Origin of the sequence: Hafnia alvei (genome assembly GCF_964063325.1) — a bacterium.
Lineage (GTDB): Bacteria > Pseudomonadota > Gammaproteobacteria > Enterobacterales > Enterobacteriaceae > Hafnia > Hafnia alvei_B.
Genome location: NZ_OZ061315.1, coordinates 242,358 through 265,547, shown reverse-complemented (window position 1 = coordinate 265,547; position 23,190 = coordinate 242,358). Strand labels below are relative to the sequence as shown.

At 50.0% G+C, this 23,190-nt stretch carries 22 protein-coding genes and 1 pseudogene; 6 read left to right on the top strand and 17 right to left on the bottom strand.

The window, feature by feature from the left end; genetic code table 11:
- Positions 1–137: 137 nt before the first annotated feature.
- Together fadB and fadA are read left to right on the top strand one after the other, a co-directional pair.
- Complete coding sequence (gene fadB / locus AB3Y96_RS01245; protein ID WP_367298316.1) at positions 138–2,342, top strand: fatty acid oxidation complex subunit alpha FadB; 2,205 nt, start codon at positions 138–140, stop codon at positions 2,340–2,342.
- A 25-nt stretch (positions 2,343–2,367) separates the two neighbouring features.
- Positions 2,368–3,531: an acetyl-CoA C-acyltransferase FadA gene (fadA, locus tag AB3Y96_RS01240; RefSeq protein WP_367300263.1), complete on the top strand. Its 1,164-nt coding sequence runs from the start codon at positions 2,368–2,370 to the stop codon at positions 3,529–3,531.
- Between the two features lie 104 nt (positions 3,532–3,635).
- Here fadA and fre read toward each other — a convergent pair whose 3' ends face one another.
- The 3 genes from fre to pepE all read right to left on the bottom strand — a co-directional run bounded on the left by fre (position 3,636) and on the right by pepE (position 6,772).
- Entirely contained in the window at positions 3,636–4,337 is a 702-nt protein-coding gene (gene fre / locus AB3Y96_RS01235) for an NAD(P)H-flavin reductase (RefSeq protein WP_072308869.1), read from the bottom strand.
- 48 nt (positions 4,338–4,385) lie between these two features.
- On the bottom strand, positions 4,386–5,894 hold the full coding sequence (gene ubiD, locus AB3Y96_RS01230; RefSeq protein WP_043490327.1) for a 4-hydroxy-3-polyprenylbenzoate decarboxylase: 1,509 nt from the start codon (positions 5,892–5,894) through the stop codon (positions 4,386–4,388).
- 152 nt (positions 5,895–6,046) lie between these two features.
- Positions 6,047–6,772 carry a dipeptidase PepE gene (gene pepE, locus AB3Y96_RS01225; RefSeq protein ID WP_072308866.1) on the bottom strand — a complete coding sequence of 242 codons (726 nt, stop codon included), beginning with the start codon at positions 6,770–6,772 and terminating at the stop codon, positions 6,047–6,049.
- A 253-nt stretch (positions 6,773–7,025) separates the two neighbouring features.
- Here pepE and rfaH point away from each other — a divergent pair, with 253 nt between their 5' ends.
- The gene (rfaH, locus tag AB3Y96_RS01220; protein ID WP_072308864.1) at positions 7,026–7,514 is read left to right on the top strand and encodes a transcription/translation regulatory transformer protein RfaH; all 489 of its coding nucleotides are present in this window, start codon (positions 7,026–7,028) and stop codon (positions 7,512–7,514) included.
- A 60-nt stretch (positions 7,515–7,574) separates the two neighbouring features.
- On the opposite strand, the gene hemB is transcribed toward rfaH, so the two are convergent.
- The 13 genes from hemB to AB3Y96_RS01155 form a co-directional block, all read right to left on the bottom strand.
- Entirely contained in the window at positions 7,575–8,597 is a 1,023-nt protein-coding gene (gene hemB / locus AB3Y96_RS01215) for a porphobilinogen synthase (protein ID WP_040047264.1), read from the bottom strand.
- Between the two features lie 14 nt (positions 8,598–8,611).
- The gene (gene tatD, locus AB3Y96_RS01210) at positions 8,612–9,394 is read right to left on the bottom strand and encodes a 3'-5' ssDNA/RNA exonuclease TatD (protein WP_367298315.1); all 783 of its coding nucleotides are present in this window, start codon (positions 9,392–9,394) and stop codon (positions 8,612–8,614) included.
- Between the two features lie 62 nt (positions 9,395–9,456).
- Complete coding sequence (gene tatC, locus AB3Y96_RS01205) at positions 9,457–10,242, bottom strand: Sec-independent protein translocase subunit TatC (RefSeq protein WP_367298314.1); 786 nt, start codon at positions 10,240–10,242, stop codon at positions 9,457–9,459.
- Between the two features lie 3 nt (positions 10,243–10,245).
- The gene (gene tatB / locus AB3Y96_RS01200; RefSeq protein WP_367298313.1) at positions 10,246–10,800 is read right to left on the bottom strand and encodes a Sec-independent protein translocase protein TatB; all 555 of its coding nucleotides are present in this window, start codon (positions 10,798–10,800) and stop codon (positions 10,246–10,248) included.
- Positions 10,801–10,803: 3 nt separating this feature from the next.
- Entirely contained in the window at positions 10,804–11,073 is a 270-nt protein-coding gene (gene tatA, locus AB3Y96_RS01195) for a Sec-independent protein translocase subunit TatA (RefSeq protein ID WP_072308860.1), read from the bottom strand.
- A 134-nt stretch (positions 11,074–11,207) separates the two neighbouring features.
- Positions 11,208–12,842 (bottom strand): ubiquinone biosynthesis regulatory protein kinase UbiB, encoded by a 1,635-nt coding sequence (gene ubiB / locus AB3Y96_RS01190; protein ID WP_367298312.1) that lies wholly within the window; start codon positions 12,840–12,842, stop codon positions 11,208–11,210.
- Positions 12,839–13,456 (bottom strand): SCP2 domain-containing protein, encoded by a 618-nt coding sequence (locus AB3Y96_RS01185; protein WP_072308857.1) that lies wholly within the window; start codon positions 13,454–13,456, stop codon positions 12,839–12,841. The genes ubiB and AB3Y96_RS01185 overlap by 4 nt, the downstream gene beginning before the upstream one ends.
- A gap of 13 nt (positions 13,457–13,469) precedes the next feature.
- Positions 13,470–14,225 (bottom strand): bifunctional demethylmenaquinone methyltransferase/2-methoxy-6-polyprenyl-1,4-benzoquinol methylase UbiE, encoded by a 756-nt coding sequence (gene ubiE, locus AB3Y96_RS01180; protein ID WP_040047270.1) that lies wholly within the window; start codon positions 14,223–14,225, stop codon positions 13,470–13,472.
- 103 nt (positions 14,226–14,328) lie between these two features.
- On the bottom strand, positions 14,329–15,861 hold the full coding sequence (gene rmuC / locus AB3Y96_RS01175) for a DNA recombination protein RmuC (RefSeq protein WP_072308856.1): 1,533 nt from the start codon (positions 15,859–15,861) through the stop codon (positions 14,329–14,331).
- Between the two features lie 121 nt (positions 15,862–15,982).
- Positions 15,983–16,513 (bottom strand): DedA family protein, encoded by a 531-nt coding sequence (locus tag AB3Y96_RS01170; RefSeq protein ID WP_367298311.1) that lies wholly within the window; start codon positions 16,511–16,513, stop codon positions 15,983–15,985.
- A gap of 121 nt (positions 16,514–16,634) precedes the next feature.
- Complete coding sequence (locus tag AB3Y96_RS01165; RefSeq protein WP_072308853.1) at positions 16,635–18,443, bottom strand: carbon starvation protein A; 1,809 nt, start codon at positions 18,441–18,443, stop codon at positions 16,635–16,637.
- Positions 18,444–18,600: 157 nt separating this feature from the next.
- Positions 18,601–19,386, bottom strand: a complete 786-nt coding sequence (locus AB3Y96_RS01160; RefSeq protein WP_367300262.1) for a tyrosine-protein phosphatase — start codon at positions 19,384–19,386, stop codon at positions 18,601–18,603.
- 96 nt (positions 19,387–19,482) lie between these two features.
- Complete coding sequence (locus AB3Y96_RS01155) at positions 19,483–20,322, bottom strand: dienelactone hydrolase family protein (protein ID WP_367298310.1); 840 nt, start codon at positions 20,320–20,322, stop codon at positions 19,483–19,485.
- Between the two features lie 418 nt (positions 20,323–20,740).
- On the opposite strand from AB3Y96_RS01155, the gene udp reads away from it, so the two are divergent.
- The 3 genes and pseudogenes from udp (at position 20,741) to nadS (ending at position 22,429) form a co-directional block, all read left to right on the top strand.
- Positions 20,741–21,502: a uridine phosphorylase gene (gene udp / locus AB3Y96_RS01150; RefSeq protein ID WP_072308848.1), complete on the top strand. Its 762-nt coding sequence runs from the start codon at positions 20,741–20,743 to the stop codon at positions 21,500–21,502.
- 308 nt (positions 21,503–21,810) lie between these two features.
- Positions 21,811–22,143: pseudogene (locus AB3Y96_RS01145) on the top strand (type II toxin-antitoxin system RelE/ParE family toxin).
- A gap of 1 nt (position 22,144) precedes the next feature.
- Positions 22,145–22,429 (top strand): NadS family protein, encoded by a 285-nt coding sequence (nadS, locus tag AB3Y96_RS01140; RefSeq protein WP_072308846.1) that lies wholly within the window; start codon positions 22,145–22,147, stop codon positions 22,427–22,429.
- Positions 22,430–22,522: 93 nt separating this feature from the next.
- On the opposite strand, the gene fsa is transcribed toward nadS, so the two are convergent.
- Complete coding sequence (gene fsa, locus AB3Y96_RS01135; protein WP_367298309.1) at positions 22,523–23,188, bottom strand: fructose-6-phosphate aldolase; 666 nt, start codon at positions 23,186–23,188, stop codon at positions 22,523–22,525.
- Positions 23,189–23,190 lie beyond the last annotated feature (2 nt).

Below are 23,190 nucleotides of genomic sequence, written 5' to 3'. Positions count from 1 at the left end.
TTGGCAAAAGCCCCATTCAACTCTCTGTGATCAAGTTTGCAAATGCGCAATGTTTTGTTTGCAAAAAATTAACATTAAAACCACACTTCAAAGCATCTGGTCATACCAGATCAACTGCGCTGATTCAGGAGATCACGATGCTCTACCAAGGCGAAAACCTACATGTAAACTGGCTCGAAGACGGCATTGCCGAGCTGGTATTTGACGCTCCAGCCGCCATTAACAAGCTGGATACCAAAACTGTTGCCAGCTTAGGCGCAGCTCTAGACGTGCTTGAAAAACAGCCGCAGCTGCGTGGTCTATTGGTGCGCTCAACCAAAGCCGCTTTTATCGTTGGCGCAGATATCACCGAGTTTTTATCTCTATTTGCGGCTCCAGCAGAAAAACTCACGGAGTGGCTCAACTTCGCTAATAGCGTATTTAACCGTTTAGAAGATTTACCCGTGCCCACCATTACCGCCGTAAATGGCTATGCGCTGGGCGGTGGTTGTGAGTGTGTATTAGCCACCGATTTTCGCATCGCCACGCCGGACGTTCGCATTGGCCTGCCTGAAACTAAGCTAGGAATTATGCCTGGCTTTGGCGGTTCGGTACGTTTGCCGCGCCTGCTCGGTGCGGATAGCGCACTGGAGATCATTGCCGCCGGTAAAGATATTGGTGCCGAACAAGCCCTAAAAGTTGGTTTAGTCGATGCCGTAGTATCGCAAGATAAACTGGTCAGCGGCGCACTTAAAATGTTGCACCAAGCCATCGATGGCCAACTTGACTGGAAAGCACAGCGCCAGCCAAAACTTGAACCGTTAAAACTCAGCCCGATTGAATCGCTGATGAGCTTCACCACGGCCAAAGGCATGGTGATGCAAACCGCAGGGAAACATTATCCTGCGCCTATCACCGCGGTAAAAACCATTGAAGCCGCTGCTGGTTTAAAACGTGCCGAAGCGCTCAAACTTGAAACTGCCAGCTTTGTGCCATTAACCCGCACTACTCAAGCTCGTGCGCTGGTTGGGATTTTCCTCAACGATCAGTTTGTGAAAGGCAAAGCAAAGAAACTTGCCCAGTCTGGACAAGTTCCCTCGCAGGCCGTGGTGCTCGGTGCTGGTATTATGGGAGGCGGCATTGCCTATCAATCTGCGCTCAAAGGTACGCCAGTGTTAATGAAAGACATCAGTGAAAAATCGCTGGTGCTCGGTATGAACGAAGCCGGAAAACTCCTCAACAAACAGCTCGAACGTGGGAAGATCAACGGCCTGAAAATGGCGCAGATCCTTTCCACAATCCAACCAACGCTGAACTACGCGGGTATTGAGCAAGCGCAAATCGTGGTTGAGGCCGTAGTTGAAAACCCAAAAATTAAGGCGGCCGTATTAGCGGAAGCTGAATCATTGATTAAACCAGACGCGGTTCTGGCTTCGAATACGTCCACCATCCCTATCGATCAGTTAGCCGCCTCGCTGCAACGTCCTGAAAACTTCTGCGGTATGCACTTCTTTAACCCAGTACATCGCATGCCATTGGTTGAGATCATTCGCGGCGCTAAAACCTCCGATCAAACGATTGGTACCGTTGTGGCTTATGCCACCAAAATGGGCAAAACACCGATCGTAGTAAATGATTGCCCTGGTTTCTTCGTCAACCGCGTGTTGTTCCCTTACTTCGCCGGTTTTAGCCTGCTGTTGCGCGACGGGGCTGATTTCCGCCAAGTGGATAAAGTGATGGAGAAACAGTTTGGCTGGCCAATGGGCCCTGCTTATCTGCTCGACGTCGTCGGCATCGACACGGCACATCATGCTCAAGCGGTTATGGCTCAAGGTTTCCCGCAGCGTATGGGCAAAAACTATCGCGATGCAGTGGATGTGATGTTTGATGCACAGCGCTTTGGTCAGAAAAATGCCGTAGGCTTCTATCGTTACGAGCAGGACAGCAAAGGCAAACCACGCAAAGTGCAAGATGAGCAAACTGCGGCTCTGTTAGCAGAGGTGGCACCATCTAACGAACAGTTCAGTGATGAAGAGATCATCGCTCGGATGATGATCCCGATGATCAACGAAGTCGTTCGCTGCTTCGAAGAGAAAATCGTGGCAAGCCCTGCAGAAGCAGATATGGCGCTGGTCTATGGCATTGGTTTCCCTCCGTTCCACGGTGGCGCATTCCGCTATCTGGACACCATTGGCACCACGCAATATGTCGAAATGGCCCAGCGTTATCAGCATTTAGGCGAACTGTATCAGGTGCCAGCGGGCCTACGAGCCAAAGCAGAAACCAACGCGACCTATTATCCAGCAGCGGCACCGATTGAGACCGATGCAACGATGGCCTCCAGCGCCACTCAACAGGCTTAAGGAAGGAATCATGGAAAACCGTTCAATTGAAAACGTGGTGGTTATTGATGCCGTCCGTACGCCGATGGGCCGCTCGAAAGGCGGCGCATATCGTCAGGTTCGAGCCGAAGATCTTTCGGCGCATCTGATGCGTTCGCTACTTAGCCGCAACCCAAACGTTGATGCAAAAGAGATCGACGATATTTACTGGGGCTGCGTACAACAAACGTTGGAACAAGGCTTTAATATTGCACGTAATGCCGCGCTGTTGGCTGAACTGCCACATAGCGTACCAGCGACGACGGTTAACCGTCTGTGCGGTTCATCGATGCAGGCGATTCACGATGCCGCTCGCGCCATTATGATCGGCGACGCACAAATTAGTCTGATTGGCGGCGTTGAGCATATGGGCCACGTGCCGATGAGCCACGGCGTTGATTTCCACCCAGGCCTAAGCCGCACCGTTGCCAAAGCGGCAGGGATGATGGGGCTGACCGCGGAAATGCTGGCGAAAATGCACAAAATCAGCCGTGAAATGCAGGACGAATTTGCCGCTCGCTCGCATCAGCGTGCCTATGCCGCCACAACCTCTGGCGCATTTAAAAACGAGATCGTCCCTACTGCAGGTCACGATGCCGACGGCGTATTGAAAATGCTGTTTAATGATGAAGTCATTCGCCCTGAAACCACCGTCGCCAACTTGGCAGCGCTAAGGCCCGCCTTCGATCCGGTAAATGGTACCGTCACGGCAGGCACCTCCTCAGCACTTTCCGATGGTGCATCGGCGATGCTGCTGATGAGCGAGTCACGCGCCAAATCGTTGGGCTTAAAACCACGCGCACGCATCCGTTCAATGGCCGTAGTGGGCTGCGATCCTTCCATTATGGGATATGGCCCTGTGCCCGCTACACAGCTCGCCTTAAAGCGTGCAGGACTGAGCATCTCAGATATCGGGCAGTTTGAATTGAACGAGGCGTTTGCCGCTCAGACCTTACCATGTCTAAAAGATCTTGGGCTGCTGGATGTGTTAGATGAAAAGGTGAATCTTAACGGCGGGGCAATCGCCTTAGGCCATCCACTCGGCTGTTCCGGTTCACGTATCTCAACCACACTGCTGAATCTGATGGAGCGCCGTGACGTACAGTTTGGTCTGGCAACCATGTGTATTGGTTTAGGTCAGGGTATTGCGACCGTATTCGAGCGGGTATAAATAGTTTAGTTGCCGTACTTCCCGCCTGTCAGGGGCGGGTTTTTTATTTCTGGCAGAACATCATCTGCTAGCAGTCGATACACCCTACTAGCAGATGCGTTATATCAGATGAACGCAAACGCATCGCCAAACATATGCTCTACTTTGGCTTCACGTTCGGCGCAAAAACGCTCACGCGCAATCTTCGCCATTTCAAAACGCCCAGCGATGTAGATATCGTATTCTGCCAGCGAGCCGTAGTCTTGCAAAACTGCACTCAAAACGGTACCGGTTCGGCCGTTCCAGCCCTCTTCAGGCTGTTCAACCACCGGGATAACCTTCAGCTGTGGGTGTTTTTCTTGCAGCGCTTCTAACTCAGCCAGATCGTACAAATACTTGGATTCACGTCCACCCCAATAAATCGCGATTTCACGATTAGGCTGCTGTGCCAGCGCCATCATCAGAATAGAGCGAGTGTAGGAGAATCCGGTACCACCGGCGATCAACACTAATGGACGATCGCCCTCTTCGCGCAGCCAAGCTTCGCCGTGAGGGATATCAACATTCACCACACGATCTTTCAGGATGCGATCCATTACCGCCATCGCATAGAGATTGATCTCTGAAGCGCCGATATGCAGTTCGATAAAATCCTTTTCCAATGGCGTTGAAGCCATAGAGAACGGACGCTTGTCACGCTCATCCATTTCAACCATCAAATACTGGCCTGCGCGAAACGAAACCGGTGCTTCCGGCACTAAGCGAACGCGATAAACCGTATCGGTGATAGCCTCAACGGAAGTGACTTTACAGCTCAACGTTGTCATGTAGTTACTCTATCGGATAAAGGGTTTTGCATAACCAGACAGCCGCCGTTAATTAGGCTTGCGGCTATTCTTAGCGTCAGTATGGTTATCTTCCAGAATTGCCAGTTCATCCCAGATGGCATCAATCCGCGTGCGGACTTTTTCATCCATAACAATGGGGCGTCCCCATTCGCGTTGTGTTTCACCCGGCCATTTGTTGGTGGCATCCAGTCCCATTTTGGAACCCAGCCCCGACACCGGTGAAGCGAAATCAAGATAATCTATCGGTGTATTTTCAATCATCACCGTATCACGCGCGGGATCCATTCGAGTAGTGATAGCCCAAATAACGTCGTTCCAATCTCGAGCATTGATATCGTCATCACAAACAATGACAAATTTGGTGTACATAAATTGGCGTAAAAACGACCAGACGCCCATCATCACGCGCTTGGCATGACCGGCGTACTGTTTCTTCATCGTGACGACCGCCATTCGATATGAACACCCTTCCGGCGGCAGATAGAAATCCACTATTTCCGGGAACTGCTTTTGCAGAATAGGCACAAAAACTTCGTTTAATGCCAGTCCCATCACCGCAGGTTCATCCGGTGGACGTCCGGTATAGGTCGAATGATAGATAGGATCACGACGCTGGGTAATATGCGTCACGGTAAAGACGGGGAAATTATCGATTTCATTGTAATAACCCGTGTGGTCGCCATAAGGTCCTTCTGGCGCCATCTCACCCGGCTCGATATAGCCTTCCAACACAATTTCAGCGCTGGCAGGCACTTCCAGATCGTTAGAAATACATTTAACGACCTCGCTCTTATTGCCGCGTAATAATCCTGCAAACGCATATTCAGAAAGCGTATCCGGCACTGGCGTCACCGCGCCGAGTATTGTCGCTGGATCGGCGCCTAAAGCCACGGACACCGGGAAGCGTTCACCTGGATGAGCTTGGCACCACTCTTGGAAATCAAGCGCACCGCCGCGATGAGACAGCCAGCGCATAATGACTTTATTCTTGCCCAGAACCTGCTGGCGATAGATGCCAAGGTTCTGCCGCTCTTTATGCGGGCCACGGGTCACCGTCAGCCCCCACGAAATCAGCGGTGCTGCGTCTTCAGGCCAGCAATGCATAACCGGAATACGACCTAAATCTACATCGTCTCCCTGCCAAATAAGTTCTTGGCACGGCGCAGTGCTCAGCCGTTTCGTCGGCATATTCAGAACCTGTTTAAACTGAGGCAGTTTATCAAACAGATCGCGAAACCCCTTTGGCGGCTCTGGTTCTTTTAAAAATGCCAACAGCTTACCGACTTCACGCAACGCGCTAACATCTTCCTGTCCCATACCTAAGGCGACACGCTTTGCTGTACCAAACAGGTTGCACAAAACAGGAATGTCATATCCCTTAGGATTTTCAAACAGCAACGCCGGGCCACCGGCACGCAAAGTGCGGTCCGCAATTTCTGTCATTTCCAGATAAGGATCGATTGGCTGGCTGATGCGTTTTAGCTCACCTCTCTGTTCCAGCAAAGAGAGGAATTCGCGCAAGTCACGGTATTTCATAGCTTTCTTATTGGGCTGGTGAAGAACCCATTATAAGCGTTCTTCACTCTGGTTGCTGCACTTTTGTTACAAGCAGGTAACTAATTGCTTTAATAAGCATTATCATTCGATAGGCTGCCCGCAACAAACGGAATATCTTTGTTCATTGACGGTTAACAGCAGCGAAAAGGCACCATATCGGCCAATGCTTGTGTATCAAAATACTCATGAGTTTCTTGATTGTGACGGAATACTTTAAATCCCTGAGCTTTCACGCTGTAGTATTCCAGCTCATCACCAGAGACATGCAGCAAGCTACCTTCACGTAACGCAATTACATATTCACTTGGATTCACCGCACAAAACTCGGCAATACGCTCGTCGCGCGTTTCCCCCATATGACCACTCAGGTGGGCATCGATGTAGTGCGGGTTGATCTGAACAGGGAACAAACCTAGCGCAGGCAGTACCACGCTATTGCGCACCGGCATATCGTTGGTGGTTCGAATGCTTGGCGTTGCCACGTTACAACCGGCACTCCAGCCGATATAGGGGATCTCACGTTCACGTACCGCGCGCTGAATCGGCACAATTAGGCCATTCTCATGCAGCATTTGGTTCAGCAGCCAGGTATTACCGCCGCTCACCAGAATACATTCAGCCTCTTCAATGGCTTTAACCGGATCGTCAAAATGATGCAGGCTTGTCACTTGAATACCTAATGAGTTTTCTAACTCTGCGGCACGCGCGTCGTAGTTACCGCGGATCACAGCATAGGGCACCAGTACCGCAGAACGTATCTTCTTGCTTAGCAGCATGGACTGAATGGGTCCTTTTGCATAACCCAGCAATTCAGATTCACCGGAAACCTTACCGTTACTCAGTAAAAACAACTCCATGGGAATTTCTCCTAGCATTGAGAATGATTTTATTGCGCTTTATCACGCCGAAACCACACCTAACCCGAATGGTTATATAGGGCGATATTTATAACTAATAATTATGGTCAACGCTGTGATCTTCTGCCTGAAGTGGCAAAAAATGTAAAACCTCGGCGTAAGCAATAGCAGATACTCGCTATAAATAGCTGAAACTGTCTATCAATCCGACCTTTTGCTATGCTCTGGGTAAGTCATTAAATCGTAGGTTGTTATGGAATCGTGGTATCTGCTGTATTGCAAAAGAGGTCAACTAGAGCGTGCGAAAGAGCATCTAACGCGTCAGGAAATTCCCTGCTTTACTCCAATGATTACGTTGGAGAAAATCGTTCGCGGCAAACGTACACAGGTGAAGGAACCCATGTTCCCTAACTACATGTTTATCGAGCTCGACCCTGAAAGAGTCCATACCACCACGGTACAATCTACGCGCGGTGTCAGCCATTTCGTTCGATTTGGATCTCTACCGGTCACCATTCCTTTTAAGGTTATCAAGCAATTGATGACGGCGCCCCCAACTGAATGCATTGACCCTGATACCCCAGCGCCCGGCGATACCGTAGTGATCACCAGCGGAGCGTTTGAAGGTTTTGAAGCCATTTACACCGAAGCCGATGGCGAAAAACGAGCCATTCTATTGCTTAACCTGCTCAATAAACCTGTACAGCAAAGCGTTGAGAATACGGATTTCGAAAAACGTTAAACAAAAAAACCGCCGTGAGATATCAACGGCGGTTCTTGTCTTCTTCAAATCAAACAATGATTAGCGATTCATTTCTGCGTCATGCAGCCACTGAGCAACACGCTTGGCGAAATAAGTCAGCACGCCGTCGGCGCCCGCGCGCTTGAAGCAAATCAGAGATTCCATAATGGCTGGTTTTTCTTGCAACCAGCCATTTTGGATTGCGGCCATATGCATCGCATACTCACCGGAAACCTGATAGGCAAAAGTCGGCACACCGAAGGTGTCTTTCACACGACGCACCATATCCAGATATGGCATACCCGGTTTTACCATCACCATATCCGCGCCCTCTTGCAGATCCTGAGCAACTTCCTGCAAGGCTTCATCGCTATTGGCTGGATCCATCTGATAGGTTTTCTTATTACCCCCTTTCAGATTGCCAGAAGAGCCCAATGCATCACGGAATGGGCCGTAGTAGCAAGATGCATATTTAGCGGAGTACGCCATGATCTGGGTATTGACCATCTGCTGGGCTTCGAGCTGATCGCGAATGGCGCCAATACGCCCATCCATCATATCGCTCGGTGCAATAATTTCAGCGCCGGCTTCGGCATGAGAGAGTGCCTGACGCACCAGAATCTCTTTAGTGATGTCGTTAATAACGTAGCCATCAGCGTCAATAACCCCATCCTGACCATGAGTGGTATAAGGGTCTAACGCCACATCGGTCAGCAAACCAAGTTCAGGAACCGCATCTTTCAGCGCACGAACGGCGCGCTGCACCAGCCCATCAGGGTTATAAGCTTCCTCTGCGTGCAGTGATTTTTTGTCTGTGCCAATAACCGGGAACAGCGACAATACCGGTACGCCCAGTTTGGCGATCGCTTCTGCTTCTTTGATCAGCAGATCGATCGTCATACGGTGCACCCCCGGCATTGAGGAAACTTCTTCCTGATGATTCTTGCCTTCCATGACAAACACGGGGTAAATCAGATCGTCTACGGTCAGAACGTTTTCAGCAACTAAACGACGGCTGAAATCATGGCGACGAACACGACGCAGACGACGGCCTGGGAAGGCCCCTGGAAATGCATAGCTCACGTTATTCTCCTTACTCATTCCAGCCGAAAAAGTTGGCGGGCATTATTTTCAGTAACCTGCTTTAACCACTCCACATCCTGCTGACGCCAGCCAGCGACCTGTGAAACGATGTGCGGTAAGAAACAGGGTTCATTACGTCGCGATTTAGGTTTGTTTTCTAAGTCACGCGGCAGTAAATAGGGGGCGTCCGTTTCAAGCAATAGACGCTCGGCTGGGATCTCGGGCAGCATGGCGCGCAGCTCGAGACCACGTCGCTCATCACAAACCCATCCGGTGATGCCGATATACAGCCCCAGATCCAAACATTCATGCAGCTCTTCACGGCTACCGGTAAAACAATGTACTACCGCGCCGGGTATTTTGGCTAACCACGGACGCAATAGAGCGATAAATTTTTCATGTGCCGAACGGCAATGCAAAAACAGCGGTTTGTTGAGCTCTGACGCTAACGCCAACTGGGCGGTAAAAGCCCGCTCTTGTTCATCTGGAGTCGAAAAGTTACGGTCAAAATCAAGACCACATTCTCCAACGGCGACCACTTCAGGCACAGCAGCCAACGCGGCGATTTCCTCGGCGCATTGGTTATTCCACGAACTGGCATTGTGCGGATGAACACCGGCCGTTGCCCAGCAGTAATTTGTATATTCCTGTGCCATGGTGATAGCACGTTTGCTCTCATGCACATCGGTACCGGTGATCAGCATAGCGTTCACCCCAGCCGTGCGTGCCCGCTCAACAACCAGAGGAACATCTTTGGCAAACTGACTGCTTGTTAAGTTAACGCCAATATCCAGCATGAAAGCACTCCAAAAACCATGTAAAGAGGCCGCCCTTTCGGCGGCCTCTGGCACTTATTGTGTCAGCCCTGTTTTGACTGCTCGTCGGTATCTTCTTCGTTTCCCTGATCCTCGTCACTGCGAGAACGACGTTTACCCACGTAGAACCGGGCGAAGAACACGCCGATTTCAAACAAGATACACATTGGGATCGCCAGCAGTGTTTGTGAGAACACGTCAGGCGGCGTGAGCAACATGCCCAGCACGAAGGCACCCACGATCACGTATGGGCGTTTCTGTTTTAACTCCGCTGGCGTAGTCACCCCGCTCCAGCACAGTAAAATAATGGCTACCGGAACCTCAAACGACACGCCAAACGCCATAAAGAGCGCCATAACGAAATCGAGATAATTATTGATATCCGTTGCGATTGTCACACCAATCGGTGCTGTTTTCGCGAAGAAACCAAACGCCAGTGGGAACACGATAAAGTAGGCAAACGCCATACCTAAATAGAACAAGAACGAGCTTGAAACCAGCAATGGCATCAGCAAACGGCGTTCATGCTTATAAAGGGCTGGAGCCACAAAAGCCCAAATTTGGAACAAAATCATCGGCGCAGAAACAAACACCGACACCATCATCGTTAGCTTAATCGGCGTAAAGAACGGCGATGCAACATCGGTGGCGATCATGCTAGCGCCCTGCGGCAGTTGCTTAATCAGCGGCGATGCAATCAGGTGGTAAATGTCGTTGGAAAAATAGACCAGCGCCAGGAATACCACCAGAATACAAATAATCGAATTTAAGAGTCGCTTACGTAGCTCGATTAAATGGCTAATCAGAGGCTGGGTATCATCAACGGCCATGCTTTAACGATCGCTTGTTGTAGAGTGAGAGGGAACAGGCTGCTCTGGCATTTTCACTGCTGGTTTTTCAGCATCGACCAAAGCGTCCTCTGTGGCTACCGGCTCAGCCGATGTTACATTGGTTGCTTCAACCTTGACGGCTTCGGCACGCTTGCGTTCATCTTCTCTTAAGCCTGCATCGACTTCGTCGTGAAACGCTTCAGGGTCTGTCACATCCGGTTTATGGATAGTTTCAGCAGCCTTTGTAACAGGCTCAGCAACCTGAGTCTGATAACTGCGCTTCATTGACTCTGCGGCTTCTTTTAGCTCATCCATTGAGGCTTTTAGCTCAGGGGTCAGATTCTGAAGACCAGCGCTTTCGGCTTTCTTCAAACTATCCTGCAGTTCCTGAAGCTTTAACTCTTGCGACAGTTCGTTCTGAACAGAGGCCGCAAGAGATCGCAGCGCCCTGATCCATCCGGCAACCGTACGCACTGCAACAGGCAAACGTTCAGGGCCTAGTACAACTAGACCTATCACCATTACCAGCAGCAGCTCACCAAACCCGATGTCAAACACGGCTTACACCTGCTCTTTGTTCTGGCTCTTAGATTCTTCTTTCTTCACTTCAGGCTGCTGCTCAGACAGAGACTTAAAGTCTGCATCCTGCGGTGCCGCAGTGCTGTTTGTGTTAGTCGACGGTGGAGTTTTATCCTCATCACCAATCGCCTTTTTAAAACCTTTGATTGACGCACCAAGATCGGAACCCAGAGTACGCAGCTTGTTAGTACCAAACAGCAGTACTACGATCACTGCAATAATCAACAACTGCCAAATACTGATACCACCCATTTTAATCACCTCTATTGATAGGGGTTATTCGTGCGCCGCATTATACGGTAGTCACGCAGAAATATTGAACTACTAACCAATAACAATTAACCAAAAGTATGCGCTAGGAACGATGAATTACTCGTTTTGGGTATCTACTGGCGGGTATAACGCCATCCAGCGATCCAAGCCACACATCCGCCAGCAATAACCCAAGCTGGCCAGACAGCAATTTTCGCGGCAACCAAAATCGTACCACTCAATAATAGTGTAGCGCCAATCCCAAACAAATATCGTGAACGTCCATGGCGATTACGTTGTTTATCGAGCTGTGTGAATACGCGATCGACGCTCTGCTGCAAGGCTTTATGCTGTTGCAGACTGTCATAGAACAGCTCTGGCAGTTCCGGCAGCTTTTCAGCCCAGAACGGCGCTTTCTCTTTCAAAGAACGAATAATCGCAGGTATACCCACCTGATCGCGCAGCCAGGTTTCTAAGAAAGGCTTGGCTGTGGTCCACAGATCTAACTGCGGATAAAGCTGACGCCCCAATCCTTCCACATACAGCAGTGTTTTTTGCAATAGAACCAACTGCGGCTGCACTTCCATGTTGAAGCGTCGCGCAGTATTGAACAGATTTAGCAGCACATGACCAAACGAGATTTCGGCCAATGGCTTTTCGAAAATAGGTTCACACACCGTACGAATAGCAAACTCAAAATCTTCAATGTTGGTATCACGCGGAACCCAACCTGAGTCAACGTGCAGCTCTGCAACCTTACGGTAATCACGATTGAAGAACGCAATGAAGTTTTCTGCCAGATAGCGTTTATCGTCTTTGTTCAAGCTGCCCACGATGCCGCAATCTATACCGATATACTGCGGATTCTCCGGGTGTTCATAGCTGACAAAAATATTGCCAGGGTGCATATCTGCATGGAAGAAACTATCGCGGAATACCTGAGTAAAGAAGACCTGCACACCGCGCTCGGCCAACAGTTTCATATTGGTGTTTTGCGCATGTAAAGCAGGCAAATCAGACACCGGAATACCGTAGATTCTCTCCATCACCAACACATTTTCACGGCAGTAATCAGAGTAAATCTCGGGAACATACAGCATTGGGCTGTCTTCGAAATTACGACGCAGCTGAATAGCGTTCGCCGCTTCTCGCAGCAAATTGAGCTCATCCAACAACGTTTTTTCGTATTCACGCACCACTTCACGCGGGCGTAAGCGACGGCCATCCGGCATCAGCTTCGGAACCCAACCCGCAAAACGGTACATCAGGCGCACGTCAGCTTTGATAATGGGCAGAATATCGGGGCGAATCACTTTCAGAACGATCTCGCGACCGTTTTCTTTTAATTTAGCCGTATGAACCTGAGCGATAGAAGCCGAAGCCAGCGCGTTTTGGTCGAAATCATCAAACCATTGCTCAAGCGGACCGCCCATTGAATCTTCAATTTGCTTGCGAGCAAGAGCACCATCAAAAGGCGCAACACGATCCTGAAGCAGCGCCAGTTGATCGGCGATCGTTGGCGGGAACAGGTCGCGTCGGGTCGACATCATCTGGCCAAACTTAATCCAAACCGGCCCTAACTCCTGTAATGCCAAACGCAGGCGTTCGCCTAGAGGCTTGTCTTTATGCTTGTTACGCATCCAAAACAGCAAATGCCTGCCCATGCGCAACGGCAAGGTAATGCGCATTTTCGGGATCAGTTCATCGAGGCCGTATGTGAGGAAAACACGAACAATCAAATAAAAGCGGCACAGTTCCGTTGGCGTCATACCTTGTCCTCAAGCTGTGAAAGTCGCTTATCCAGACTTTCCGTCTGACGATTGACGGCATCAACCTCGTCATTAAACCACGCTGCTTCTAATGCACCCGGAGCCACACGCCACTCTTCGGTCATCGCTTGGCCAATATACTGCTGTTGGCGTTTACAACCCGTGGCGATAAAGCTGGCGCCTTTACGCAAAAACTGGCTCATCCCCTGAGCAACAATATCGCCCGTGTACGGCGCTAGCAGCTCAGCAGGATCCCATTCAGCTAAATCCAGCAGGCCGATGAACTGCTGCACCACCTGAATATCGCCTTCTACGTTTAGATCACCGGAACGAATAAGCGCAGTCAGTTGCTGGCGATCGCGCAGTTCAGGTAACACGGATAACCTCGTCGTGACGCTGCAATCCGTGTTGTCTTCCCATGCGCCTAAAACATCCAAGCGGCTTTCACTAAAAGCCAAATAGAGCGGCGAGTTTATTTCATTGACGAAAACCCCCAGCACTTTACCTGTTAGGCGCTGACGAGCGCTGTTTAGCGCCCGATCGCGGTACAAGATTCGGTTGAGCGCCGTTTCAATCGCACCAGTCAATAATGGGTTTAGCAATGGGGTCAGCATAACGATCCTTCAGTTAAAACTTGTAACCACGATGTAGAGCAACAATCCCACCGGTTAAGTTGAAATACGTGGTGTTTTCAAAACCTGCGTCATCCATCATAGATTTCAGCGTTTCTTGATCGGGATGCATACGGATAGATTCTGCCAAATAGCGATAGCTTTCAGAATCATGGGCAACCAGCTCGCCGATTTTTGGCAAGATGTGGAATGAATAAGCATCATAGGCTTTATTCAGTGGCTCGAGTAATGGCTTAGAGAACTCCAGCACCAGCAAGCGTCCACCCGGCTTCAACACGCGATACATAGAGCGCAGCGCTTTATCTTTATCGGTCACGTTACGCAGGCCAAAAGCAATGGTAATGCAGTCAAAATGATTATCAGGGAACGGCAACGCTTCAGCGTTTGCTTGAACGTAGTTGATATTGCCGATCACGCCCAGATTGCGCAGTTTTTCGCGACCAATCTTCAACATGGAGTCGTTGATATCCGCCAGAACAACTTCGCCCTGCTCGCCCACAATGCGTGAAAATTTCGCTGCCAGATCGCCCGTACCACCGGCAAGATCAAGCACCTTTTGCCCACGACGAACGCCGCTGCAATCAATGGTAAAACGCTTCCAAACCCGATGGATGCCAAATGACATGAGATCATTCATCAAGTCGTATTTTGCCGCAACGGAGTGGAATACCTGAGCAACTTTGCTCGCTTTTTCAGTGGTGGCGACGGTTTTGAAACCGAAATGAGTGGTTTCCGGCGTTTGATCTACCATTTTTTCTTAGCCTGCTTTTAATCTGATTGATTGTGAATCTACGCGATTAAGCGCTGTTCGGTGGTGCGAACAGTGCTCGGCCTAGTCGAAGCAAGGAGCAGTGTTAATCATCGAGTCCGTTAGCGACTCTTATGGCAGGTTGCTGTGCAGCGTAATCCGCAGGTTCAGCAAACTCCTCATCTTCGGGTTCATTTTCCAGTCGGGCTTCTTCAGCAAGTGAAGGGCTAATTGGCCGTTTCACTTCCACTCCCAGAGTACGGAAACTCTCGACTTGTCCTATCAGATTACCACGGCCTTGCGCCAGTTTGTTCATTGCCTGACGATAACTTGCCTGTGACTTATCCAGACTCTGCCCAAGAGATTCCATATCATCAACGAATAAACGCATTTTGTCGTATAGCTTCGATGCACGTTCGGCGATCTTCTGCGCATTTTGGCTTTGATGTTCATAGCGCCACAAATTACTGATAGTACGCAACGCAACCAGTAAGGTCGTTGGACTAACCAGCATAATGTTATGTCGCAATGCTTCGCTAATCAGTTCTGGCTCGCGATCGATAGCAGCCAAGAAAGCAGGCTCGACGGGGATAAACATCAAGACATAATCCAGCGAACGCAACCCGGGGAGCTGCTGATAATCTTTACGCCCTAGCTGGCGAATATGTCCTTTAACCGAGGCGACATGTTCTTGCAAAGCGAGTTCTCTCACTGCGTCATCCTCGGCATTAAAGTAACGCTCATAAGCCACCAGCGACATCTTGGCATCAACCACCACGTCTTTACCCTGCGGAAGACGCACAATCACATCCGGCTGCATGCGGTTATTCACTCCAACCTGCACACTCACCTGCGTTTGATATTCATATCCTTCACGCAGGCCCGAGGCCTCTAAAACGCGGCTGAGTACCACCTCACCCCAGTTACCTTGCGTTTTATTGTCCCCTTTCAAGGCCTTGGTCAGGTTAACGGCTTCGCGCGCCATTTGCGCATTCAACTGCTGGAGATTGCGAATTTCATGAGCCAGCGTATGTCGCTCACGCGATTCTTGCCCAAAGCTCTCTTGAACCTGACGACGAAAACCATCGAGCTGTTCACGCAACGGGCTTAGCAAGCCATTCAGGCTTTGCCGATTTTGTTCTTCAACACGCTTTCCACTCTGCTCAAAAATACGGTTAGCGAGATTTTCAAACTGGGCACTCAGGCGCTGCTCGCTGTTAATCAGCAAGCGCTGCTTTTCTTCAGCCCCCAGTCGAGTTTCTTCTAAGCGAATCGTCACTTCGCGCAGTTCGGCCTCCTGCGCGCTGTTGACTTCGCGCAGAGCGCGAAGTTCTTGATTGAGTTGTTCATATTCATCACGCCAGATCGACTGTTGGTTTAACTTCTCCTGCGTCGCTGCAAATTGGCTATACAACGTGCGTAGTTCTTGTTCTTTTTCTCGCACCTGTTGTTCTTGCTGCTGGCGTTGCTGTATCAGCGTTTGCTGTTCTTGCTGAAGCTGCGTAATTTCCTGCTGATGCAGGCGCAAATCGCCTTCCAGCGTCAATCGATGCTGTTGCATACGCAAACTTGCCAGTAACCAACCCAGCAGCAGGCCGACAACGCCGCCCGCTAAACCATAAAATATGCTGGAATCCACCCTGCCTCCACCTTGATGACTTTTTCTGAACGTCACGGTAATAATATACTGTATGGATGTCCAGAGCGAGTAAGCAAAGTCTGCGAAGCAGTACGCAAAGTGCTATAAAACCCAGCGAAACTTAATCAAGCCAGCCGTTCAGCCATTGAATGCCAAAAGCGCCGGGAGCCAACATGGCGAATCCCCAAACGATGGCCGAGAGTAAATTTGCCAGTTGAAAATACCGCTTCGGCATCCCGCAAATCCCCGCCACCAGAGGAACAACGGCACGCAGTGGGCCAAAAAACCGGCCAATAAATACGCCCCAGGTTCCCCAGCGTTCAAAGAATGCATGTCCGCGCACCATCAAATGCGGATGACGAGAAAGCGGCCACATGTGCTCAACCTGATGCTGATAGCGATCGCCAAACCAGTATGAGACCCAATCGCCCATAAAAGCGCCGACGCTAGCGGCAATCCATAGTGGCCAGAATGCGATCCCGCTTTCTCCTACCAGCGCACCTAACCCAAGCAGAATTACCGTGGCGGGTAACAATAGTGACAAAAATGCCAGCGACTCGCCGAAAGCTAAAAAGAAAACAATCGGAATAGCCCAATGTTCATGGTTGCGAACAAATTCAACCACTACCTGAATAATGCTATCTAACGTCACGATGCCGTTCTCTTGATTAGGGTTGTCTTAGCAGGATACGGCATCAAAGCGGCGTTGTGGATTAACCAAAAATAAACGGCCGATAAATCGGCCGTTTAAGAGAGTAGTAAAACTTAATTATTTATGCTGTTGCCGCCGTCTGTTCAGCACGCAGTTCTTTTCCACGTACATCCCACAGTTCACGCCATTTACGCAGAGCAGAGATCAGGATAATCACACCCAGAACCATCATGATGATTGAGATGGTGCCGTTGAAGATGTTGTAACCTTTCGCCGCAGAGTTGAAATAGACGTTTTTAATCATCCAGTAACCGGCATAGTTTACGGTCACGAACAGATACGCTAACGGGATAACACAGGTCAGCATATACACGCGTTTGGTCGCCAAGCGCAGGATAATTGTTGCACCGATAATCAGACCAACAGAAGCCATCAACTGGTTGGACACACCAAACAACGCCCACACCGAGTTAATATCACCGGAGTTCAGCAGGTAGCCCCACAGCGCACAGGCGATGATAGAGCAGAAGATTGAACCTGGCAGCCAGTCAGTACGTTTCAGCGGAGCCCACAGGTCACCCAAGAAATCTTGCAGCAGGTAACGCGCAACACGAGTACCGGAATCAACCGCGGTCAGGATAAATACCGCTTCAAACATGATAACGAACTGGAAGAAGTAGGAGGCCAAATTGCTAAACCACGGCACACGAATAAAGATATCCGTCATACCTACCGCTAGCGTAACGGCACCACCGGTACGGCCATAAAGATCCAAACCAATCTCTTGGCTCAGTTTCGGCAAGTGAACCACTTCCATGCCTAACCCAGCCCACGCTTCTGCGCTAGAGTTAATCGCAAAGTAGTCAGCAGGATGCAGAGAGGTTGCTGCGATCAGCGCCATCACGCCAACTACGCACTCTGCCAGCATCGCACCAAAGCCAACCGGCAGGATATCGCTCCATTTGTCGATCTGTTTTGGCGTGGTGCCAGAACCGATAAACGCATGGAAGCCAGAGATGGCACCACAGGCGATGGTGATCGAAATGAACGGCCACACTGGGCCCGCAAGAACCGGGCCACCGCCGTGAATGAACTGAGTCACCGCAGGGAACTGGATTTCTGGGTTAATGAAGATAACGCCGATAACCAACGCGCCAAACACGCCGATTTTCATAAAGCTTGAAAGATAGCCGCGTGGTGTCAACAGCATCCACACCGGTAACGCCGTTGCGAAGAATGCATAGGCAGGCAGCAGCAGGCTTACCGTTGTGGCTTTAAACGTCAACCACTCGCCAAAAGTCGTATTTTGAATATGCGGGCCGAAGAATACGCAGGCCATAATAGCCGCGATACCCACGTAAGTTGCCCCCTTCATACTGCCGGTCACGCGCTCCCACAGACCCACGCCGATCGCGATAGGAATGGTCATGAATACGGCGAAAGTCCCCCAAGGGTTACGTTCCAACGCATGCACCACCACCATCGACAAACCTGCCATGGTAATTGTGATGATGAACAGCATGGCTAAACCAGTACACCAGCCCGCAATCGGACCCAGTTCAGATTTAGCCACTTCAGATAGGGATTTACCCTGATGTTTCATGGAAGCGAACAGCACTACGGTGTCATGCACCGCACCGCCGACGACACAACCAATCAGCAACCAGAGGAAGCCCGGCAGATAGCCGAACTGCGCAGCCAGAACCGGACCAACCAGAGGCCCCGCCGCGGCGATAGCCGCAAAGTGACTACCAAAGTTAACCCATTTTTTGGTAGGTACGTAATCTTTCCCGTCTTCAAAGGTATGTGATGGAGTCACTTCGTTATCATCTGCACGCAGTACCTTTTTTACGAAAAAGATACCGTATAAACGGTAGCAGATCGTAAGGATACACAGCGTAGCAATAACGAATGTAATTGCGTGTTGCATAGTTATTATCTCCTGAGGATTTCTCAGGCGCTAACATACTGGAGGGCTATTTGTGGAGGGGGTTGAATTTGGTTAAGCGGCGTTTTAGCTACGTAAGCGGTATGAAAAATGGATTGAGTGGAGCCGAAAGGCTCCACTTGCTTTAAATATCGGAGATTTACGGCTCAAGGAACTGTTGCTGAAGTTGTGATCGCACCTGCATATTTAACCCATATTCTTGTTCCAGCCAGCGATCAACCGTGCTGTATTTCTCTTTGATCGCATCCAACGCCGTGACCAAAAATTCCTCACGGGCAGACAGTACGTGAGAAAACTGCCCCAGCGCTTTTTCGTTCAATTTTATAGATAGGTAGTCCAGCATTTGGCTGCGGAATGGCGCTAGCGTGGTTTCGGTTAACAGATAATCTTCCATCACCGTTGCTTCATCGGCGCCTAAGGCAAACAGCACCAACGCGGAGCCTACGCCCGTTCTATCTTTACCTACCGCACAGTGCTGCACAATCGCGCCTTCCTCACCGCTTTGCAGCAAAGTGCTTAACAGCTGATAAGCATGGTTGCTGAATGGCAAACGGCGATAGAGTTCCAGCATAAATGCGTTTGCATCGAAAGATTCCAACGCTTCACTGGTGAGTTTCTCCAGATTAGCATTCACCTCAGTGCTCAGCGGATTGGCTGGCAAGTTGATATAGCGCACCGCGTCCCACAGCACATCAGGCTTGTTAGACACTTCATCGGCATCGCGATAGTCGAGGATATTTTTAATCGGCACATCTTGCAGGTAATTCAAATCTTTGTCCGTCAGGCGGTCTAACGCGCCCGAACGGAACAACTTACCACGCTTAACCCGACGCCCATCGGCAGCCAGATAGCCGCCCATGTCACGGAAATTAACGCCGCCTTCCAATGGGGCCAAGGAGGGATGCAAAAAAATAGTGGCTGTCATCATGACCTCTTATTATTTTAGATTATCACTCCCACCTTATCAGATTCAGTGAAAAACGGTGAAACACCGCCGCACTGAATCCCAAAAACCGACTGATTACTCAGGTTTATTCACACCACCATAGGCTGCAAACCACGCTAACATACGCTCCCAGCCGTCTTTCGCTGCCTCAGCGTTGTAGCTTGGGCGATAGTCAGCATAAAAGGCGTGGCCCGCCTGTGGATAAACAATAATCTCCGCCGTTGCGTTGGCCGCGCGCAGCGATTGACGCATAGTTTCCACCGTTTCTTGTGGAATACTGTCATCCAAACCACCGTATAGCCCTAACATCGGGGCGCTGAGCTCAGCGGCAACGTCTACGGGATGCTTAGGCGACGTTAGCGTTTTATCTCCCACGAAGCGCCCATACCACGCAACCCCCGCTTTAAGCTGCGGATTATGCGCACCATATAGCCACGTGATACGCCCACCCCAGCAGAATCCGGTGATATACAGACGACTAGCATCGCCACCGTGGCGAGCAGCCCAATGTGCCGCATGGTCTAAATCGCCCAGCACCTGTTTATCTGGCACTTTGCTGACGAGGTTTTGAAATAGCGTTGGAATATCGGTGTAATCGCTGGCTTCTCCCTGACGGAAATACAGCTCGGGGGCGATAGCCAAATAGCCCTGCTTGGCTAAACGACGGCAAACATCTTGAATATGCTCATGCACACCGAATATCTCCTGCACGACCAGCACAATCGGCAGCGGGCCATCGGCATGCAAGGGTTTAGCTAAATAAGCAGGAAGATCGTCTCCCTGAGAAGGGATCGTGGTAAAGCCGGCATGCAAACCTTCACTATCGGTATGAACGGTACTCTGGGCAATCGTGCCCGCAGCGGGGGAGAACGTGGATGGTGAGTTTACCAATGTGATGAGATCTTCAGTCTTCATGTAAAGCTCCCTGTCTGAATATATTGCAAGAATGTTAAGTATAAATAGCAATAATTTGTTTGCTTGAGAAGCAAACCCTCAATAATTGGAGTTACATCACTACAATAAGCAAACGCAGCCAGCACCGATGCAACTTCATGTATGACGGGTATAAACAATCGTCTGGAAAGCCAAGACAACACATTAGCACCCACCAAATAGCCGCTTGGCTGGCGAACACAAAGTAGGCATGCCACACTGTTGGCGGCGAAAAAAACGACTAACTCGCCACTTTATGTGACTTTAATCACAATTATTTGTCGTTCTTGTTATTGTTTCTTCATGCGTAGTGATTTGAGTCACGCATTTAGCCGATGAATTTCAGTAGAGTGCGTTTTTGTTCCTCCTTACAACTTATAGCAATGACAGAGGAGTCCGTATGTCTAAGTCTGATGTTTTCCACCTTGGCCTCGTAAAAAGCGATCTGAATGGCGCAACCTTGGCTATCGTTCCTGGTGATCCTGAGCGCGTAGAAAAAATTGCCAATTTGATGGATAACCCAGTTAAGCTGGCCTCACATCGCGAATTCACTTCTTGGCGTGCTGAGCTAGACGGCAAATCTGTCATCGTTTGCTCAACCGGTATTGGCGGCCCATCAACGTCTATCGCCGTTGAAGAGCTGGCACAGCTGGGTATTCGTACCTTCCTGCGCGTAGGCACCACTGGCGCAATTCAACCACACATCAACGTTGGCGATGTACTGGTTACCACCGGTTCCGTTCGCTTAGACGGTGCGAGCCTGCACTTTGCTCCAATGGAATTCCCAGCCGTTGCCGACTTTACCTGTACTACCGCTCTGGTAGACGCAGCTAAGGCCGTTGGCGCAACCACCCACATCGGTGTAACCGCCTCTTCTGACACCTTCTATCCGGGCCAAGAGCGCTACGACACCTTCTCTGGCCGCGTAGTGAGCCGCTTCAAAGGCTCAATGAAAGAGTGGCAGGAAATGGGCGTGATGAACTTCGAGATGGAATCAGCGACTTTGCTGACCATGTGTGCAAGCCAAGGCCTGCGTGCAGGTATGGTGGCGGGCGTTATCGTTAACCGCACCCAGCAAGAAATTCCAAATGCAGAAACGATGAAGAAAACAGAATCTCACGCGGTGAAAATCGTCGTTGAGGCCGCTCGTCGCCTGCTGTAGTCAGTAGATCTCCAATTTGAAAGGGAGGCGAAAGCTTCCCTTTTTTGATCCCAAAATAGCCCTTTCACAACGTCGCTGGAATGCTGCCCGCATATCCTTACCAAAGTGGAAAAAATCATTTTTCATTGTTGGCCTACGCGCCTAATCTTCGCCACCAAGTCACTTTTTCAGGCTATCTCTACTCACTTATTTTTAGTGCCATGAACGATACGCTTATTATTAGCCACCCTATGGCTAAACCACATTGGTCAAAGTGTACATAGTACATTTATAGGTGTACTATGTACCCCTACAAAGGAGCAGACTCCGTGAGTCACGCGCTTGAGTTTATTGAAACATCGATGTTTACGCGGCAAATCAAGCAGATTGCCACGGACGATGAATTAAAAGAGCTCCAAAAAGAACTGATTAGCTCTCCAAGCAAAGGTGACCTGATACAGAAAACAGGCGGCCTACGAAAGATCAGAATGGCGGCTGGCTCACAAGGATAAAGCGGTAGTACTCGTGTGATTTACTTTCTAGCGACTGAAGATATTATTTATCTGATCATGGCCTATCCCAAAAGCACCAAAGACAGCCTAACCGATACAGAAAAAGCAGAGTTGAAGAAACTAACGAAATTGCTGAAAGATGAGGTGTGATATGAGCTTTTTTGACGACCTAAAAACATCTCTGGAAGAGGCTGTCGACATTAAAAGTGGCCTTAAAGCCCCTACTCGGGTTACCCACTATGCTATCGCTGATGTAAAGGCGATAAGAGAGCAGCTTAACGTTTCGCAAAGCGAAATGGCAAAAGCTCTGGGAACCAGCGTTGATACCATCAAAAGTTGGGAAACGAAAAGGCGTAACCCAACGGGGCTGGCGGCAAAAGTGTTAGCGACCATTCAGGCTAATCCCGCGTTCTTCCGAGAACTTGCATCCCATTAGTCAGCGATATTTTTAGCCATATCCTTTATTCGAAGCTAGCGATGGATTGGCGGAATGAGTCCAAAATTTAAGACTCGCCCCGCCTTTATGTCGTTATCCGAGCGACAAACAACCAAACGCCCCTTGCCAGTCCTGCTCAAACTTCTCCACCGCCGCATCCACGGCTGGGGAAGCCAAGAATTGCTGCGCCACATCCAGCGGCAGCGTTATCGCCTCACAACCCGCTAATAAGCAATCCAAGGCCTGACGCGGTGTTTTAAAACTGGCCGCTAGCACTTTGGCATGCGGGGCATGCATCTCTAACAGAGACTGAAGCTCCTGCACCGTTTTAATCCCATCACCGCCCTGTGCATCAATACGATTCACATAAGGCGCGACGTAATCAGCGCCCGCCAGCGCGGCCAATAATCCTTGTGCGGCGCTATAAACCGCGGTACCCAGCGTTGGGATACCCAATGTTTTCAGCTGTTTAATTGCCGCCAGGCCTTCCTGTGTGACGGGGACCTTAACCACCAGCCCAGAAACCTGTCCCGCAAGCTGTTTAGCTTCTAACACCATCTGCTCAGCATTCCGCCCCATAACCTGCGCAAATAAAATCCCACCGCCCCCCAGCGCTTCTCTGAGCTGCGGCAAAACCTCCCAAACCGGCTGGCCTGCTTTGGCGACAATGCTTGGGTTAGTAGTCACTCCTTGCAATGGGAAAATACGTGCCAAACGTTTTACTTCTGCGATATCTGCGGTATCTAGATAGAGTTCCATAG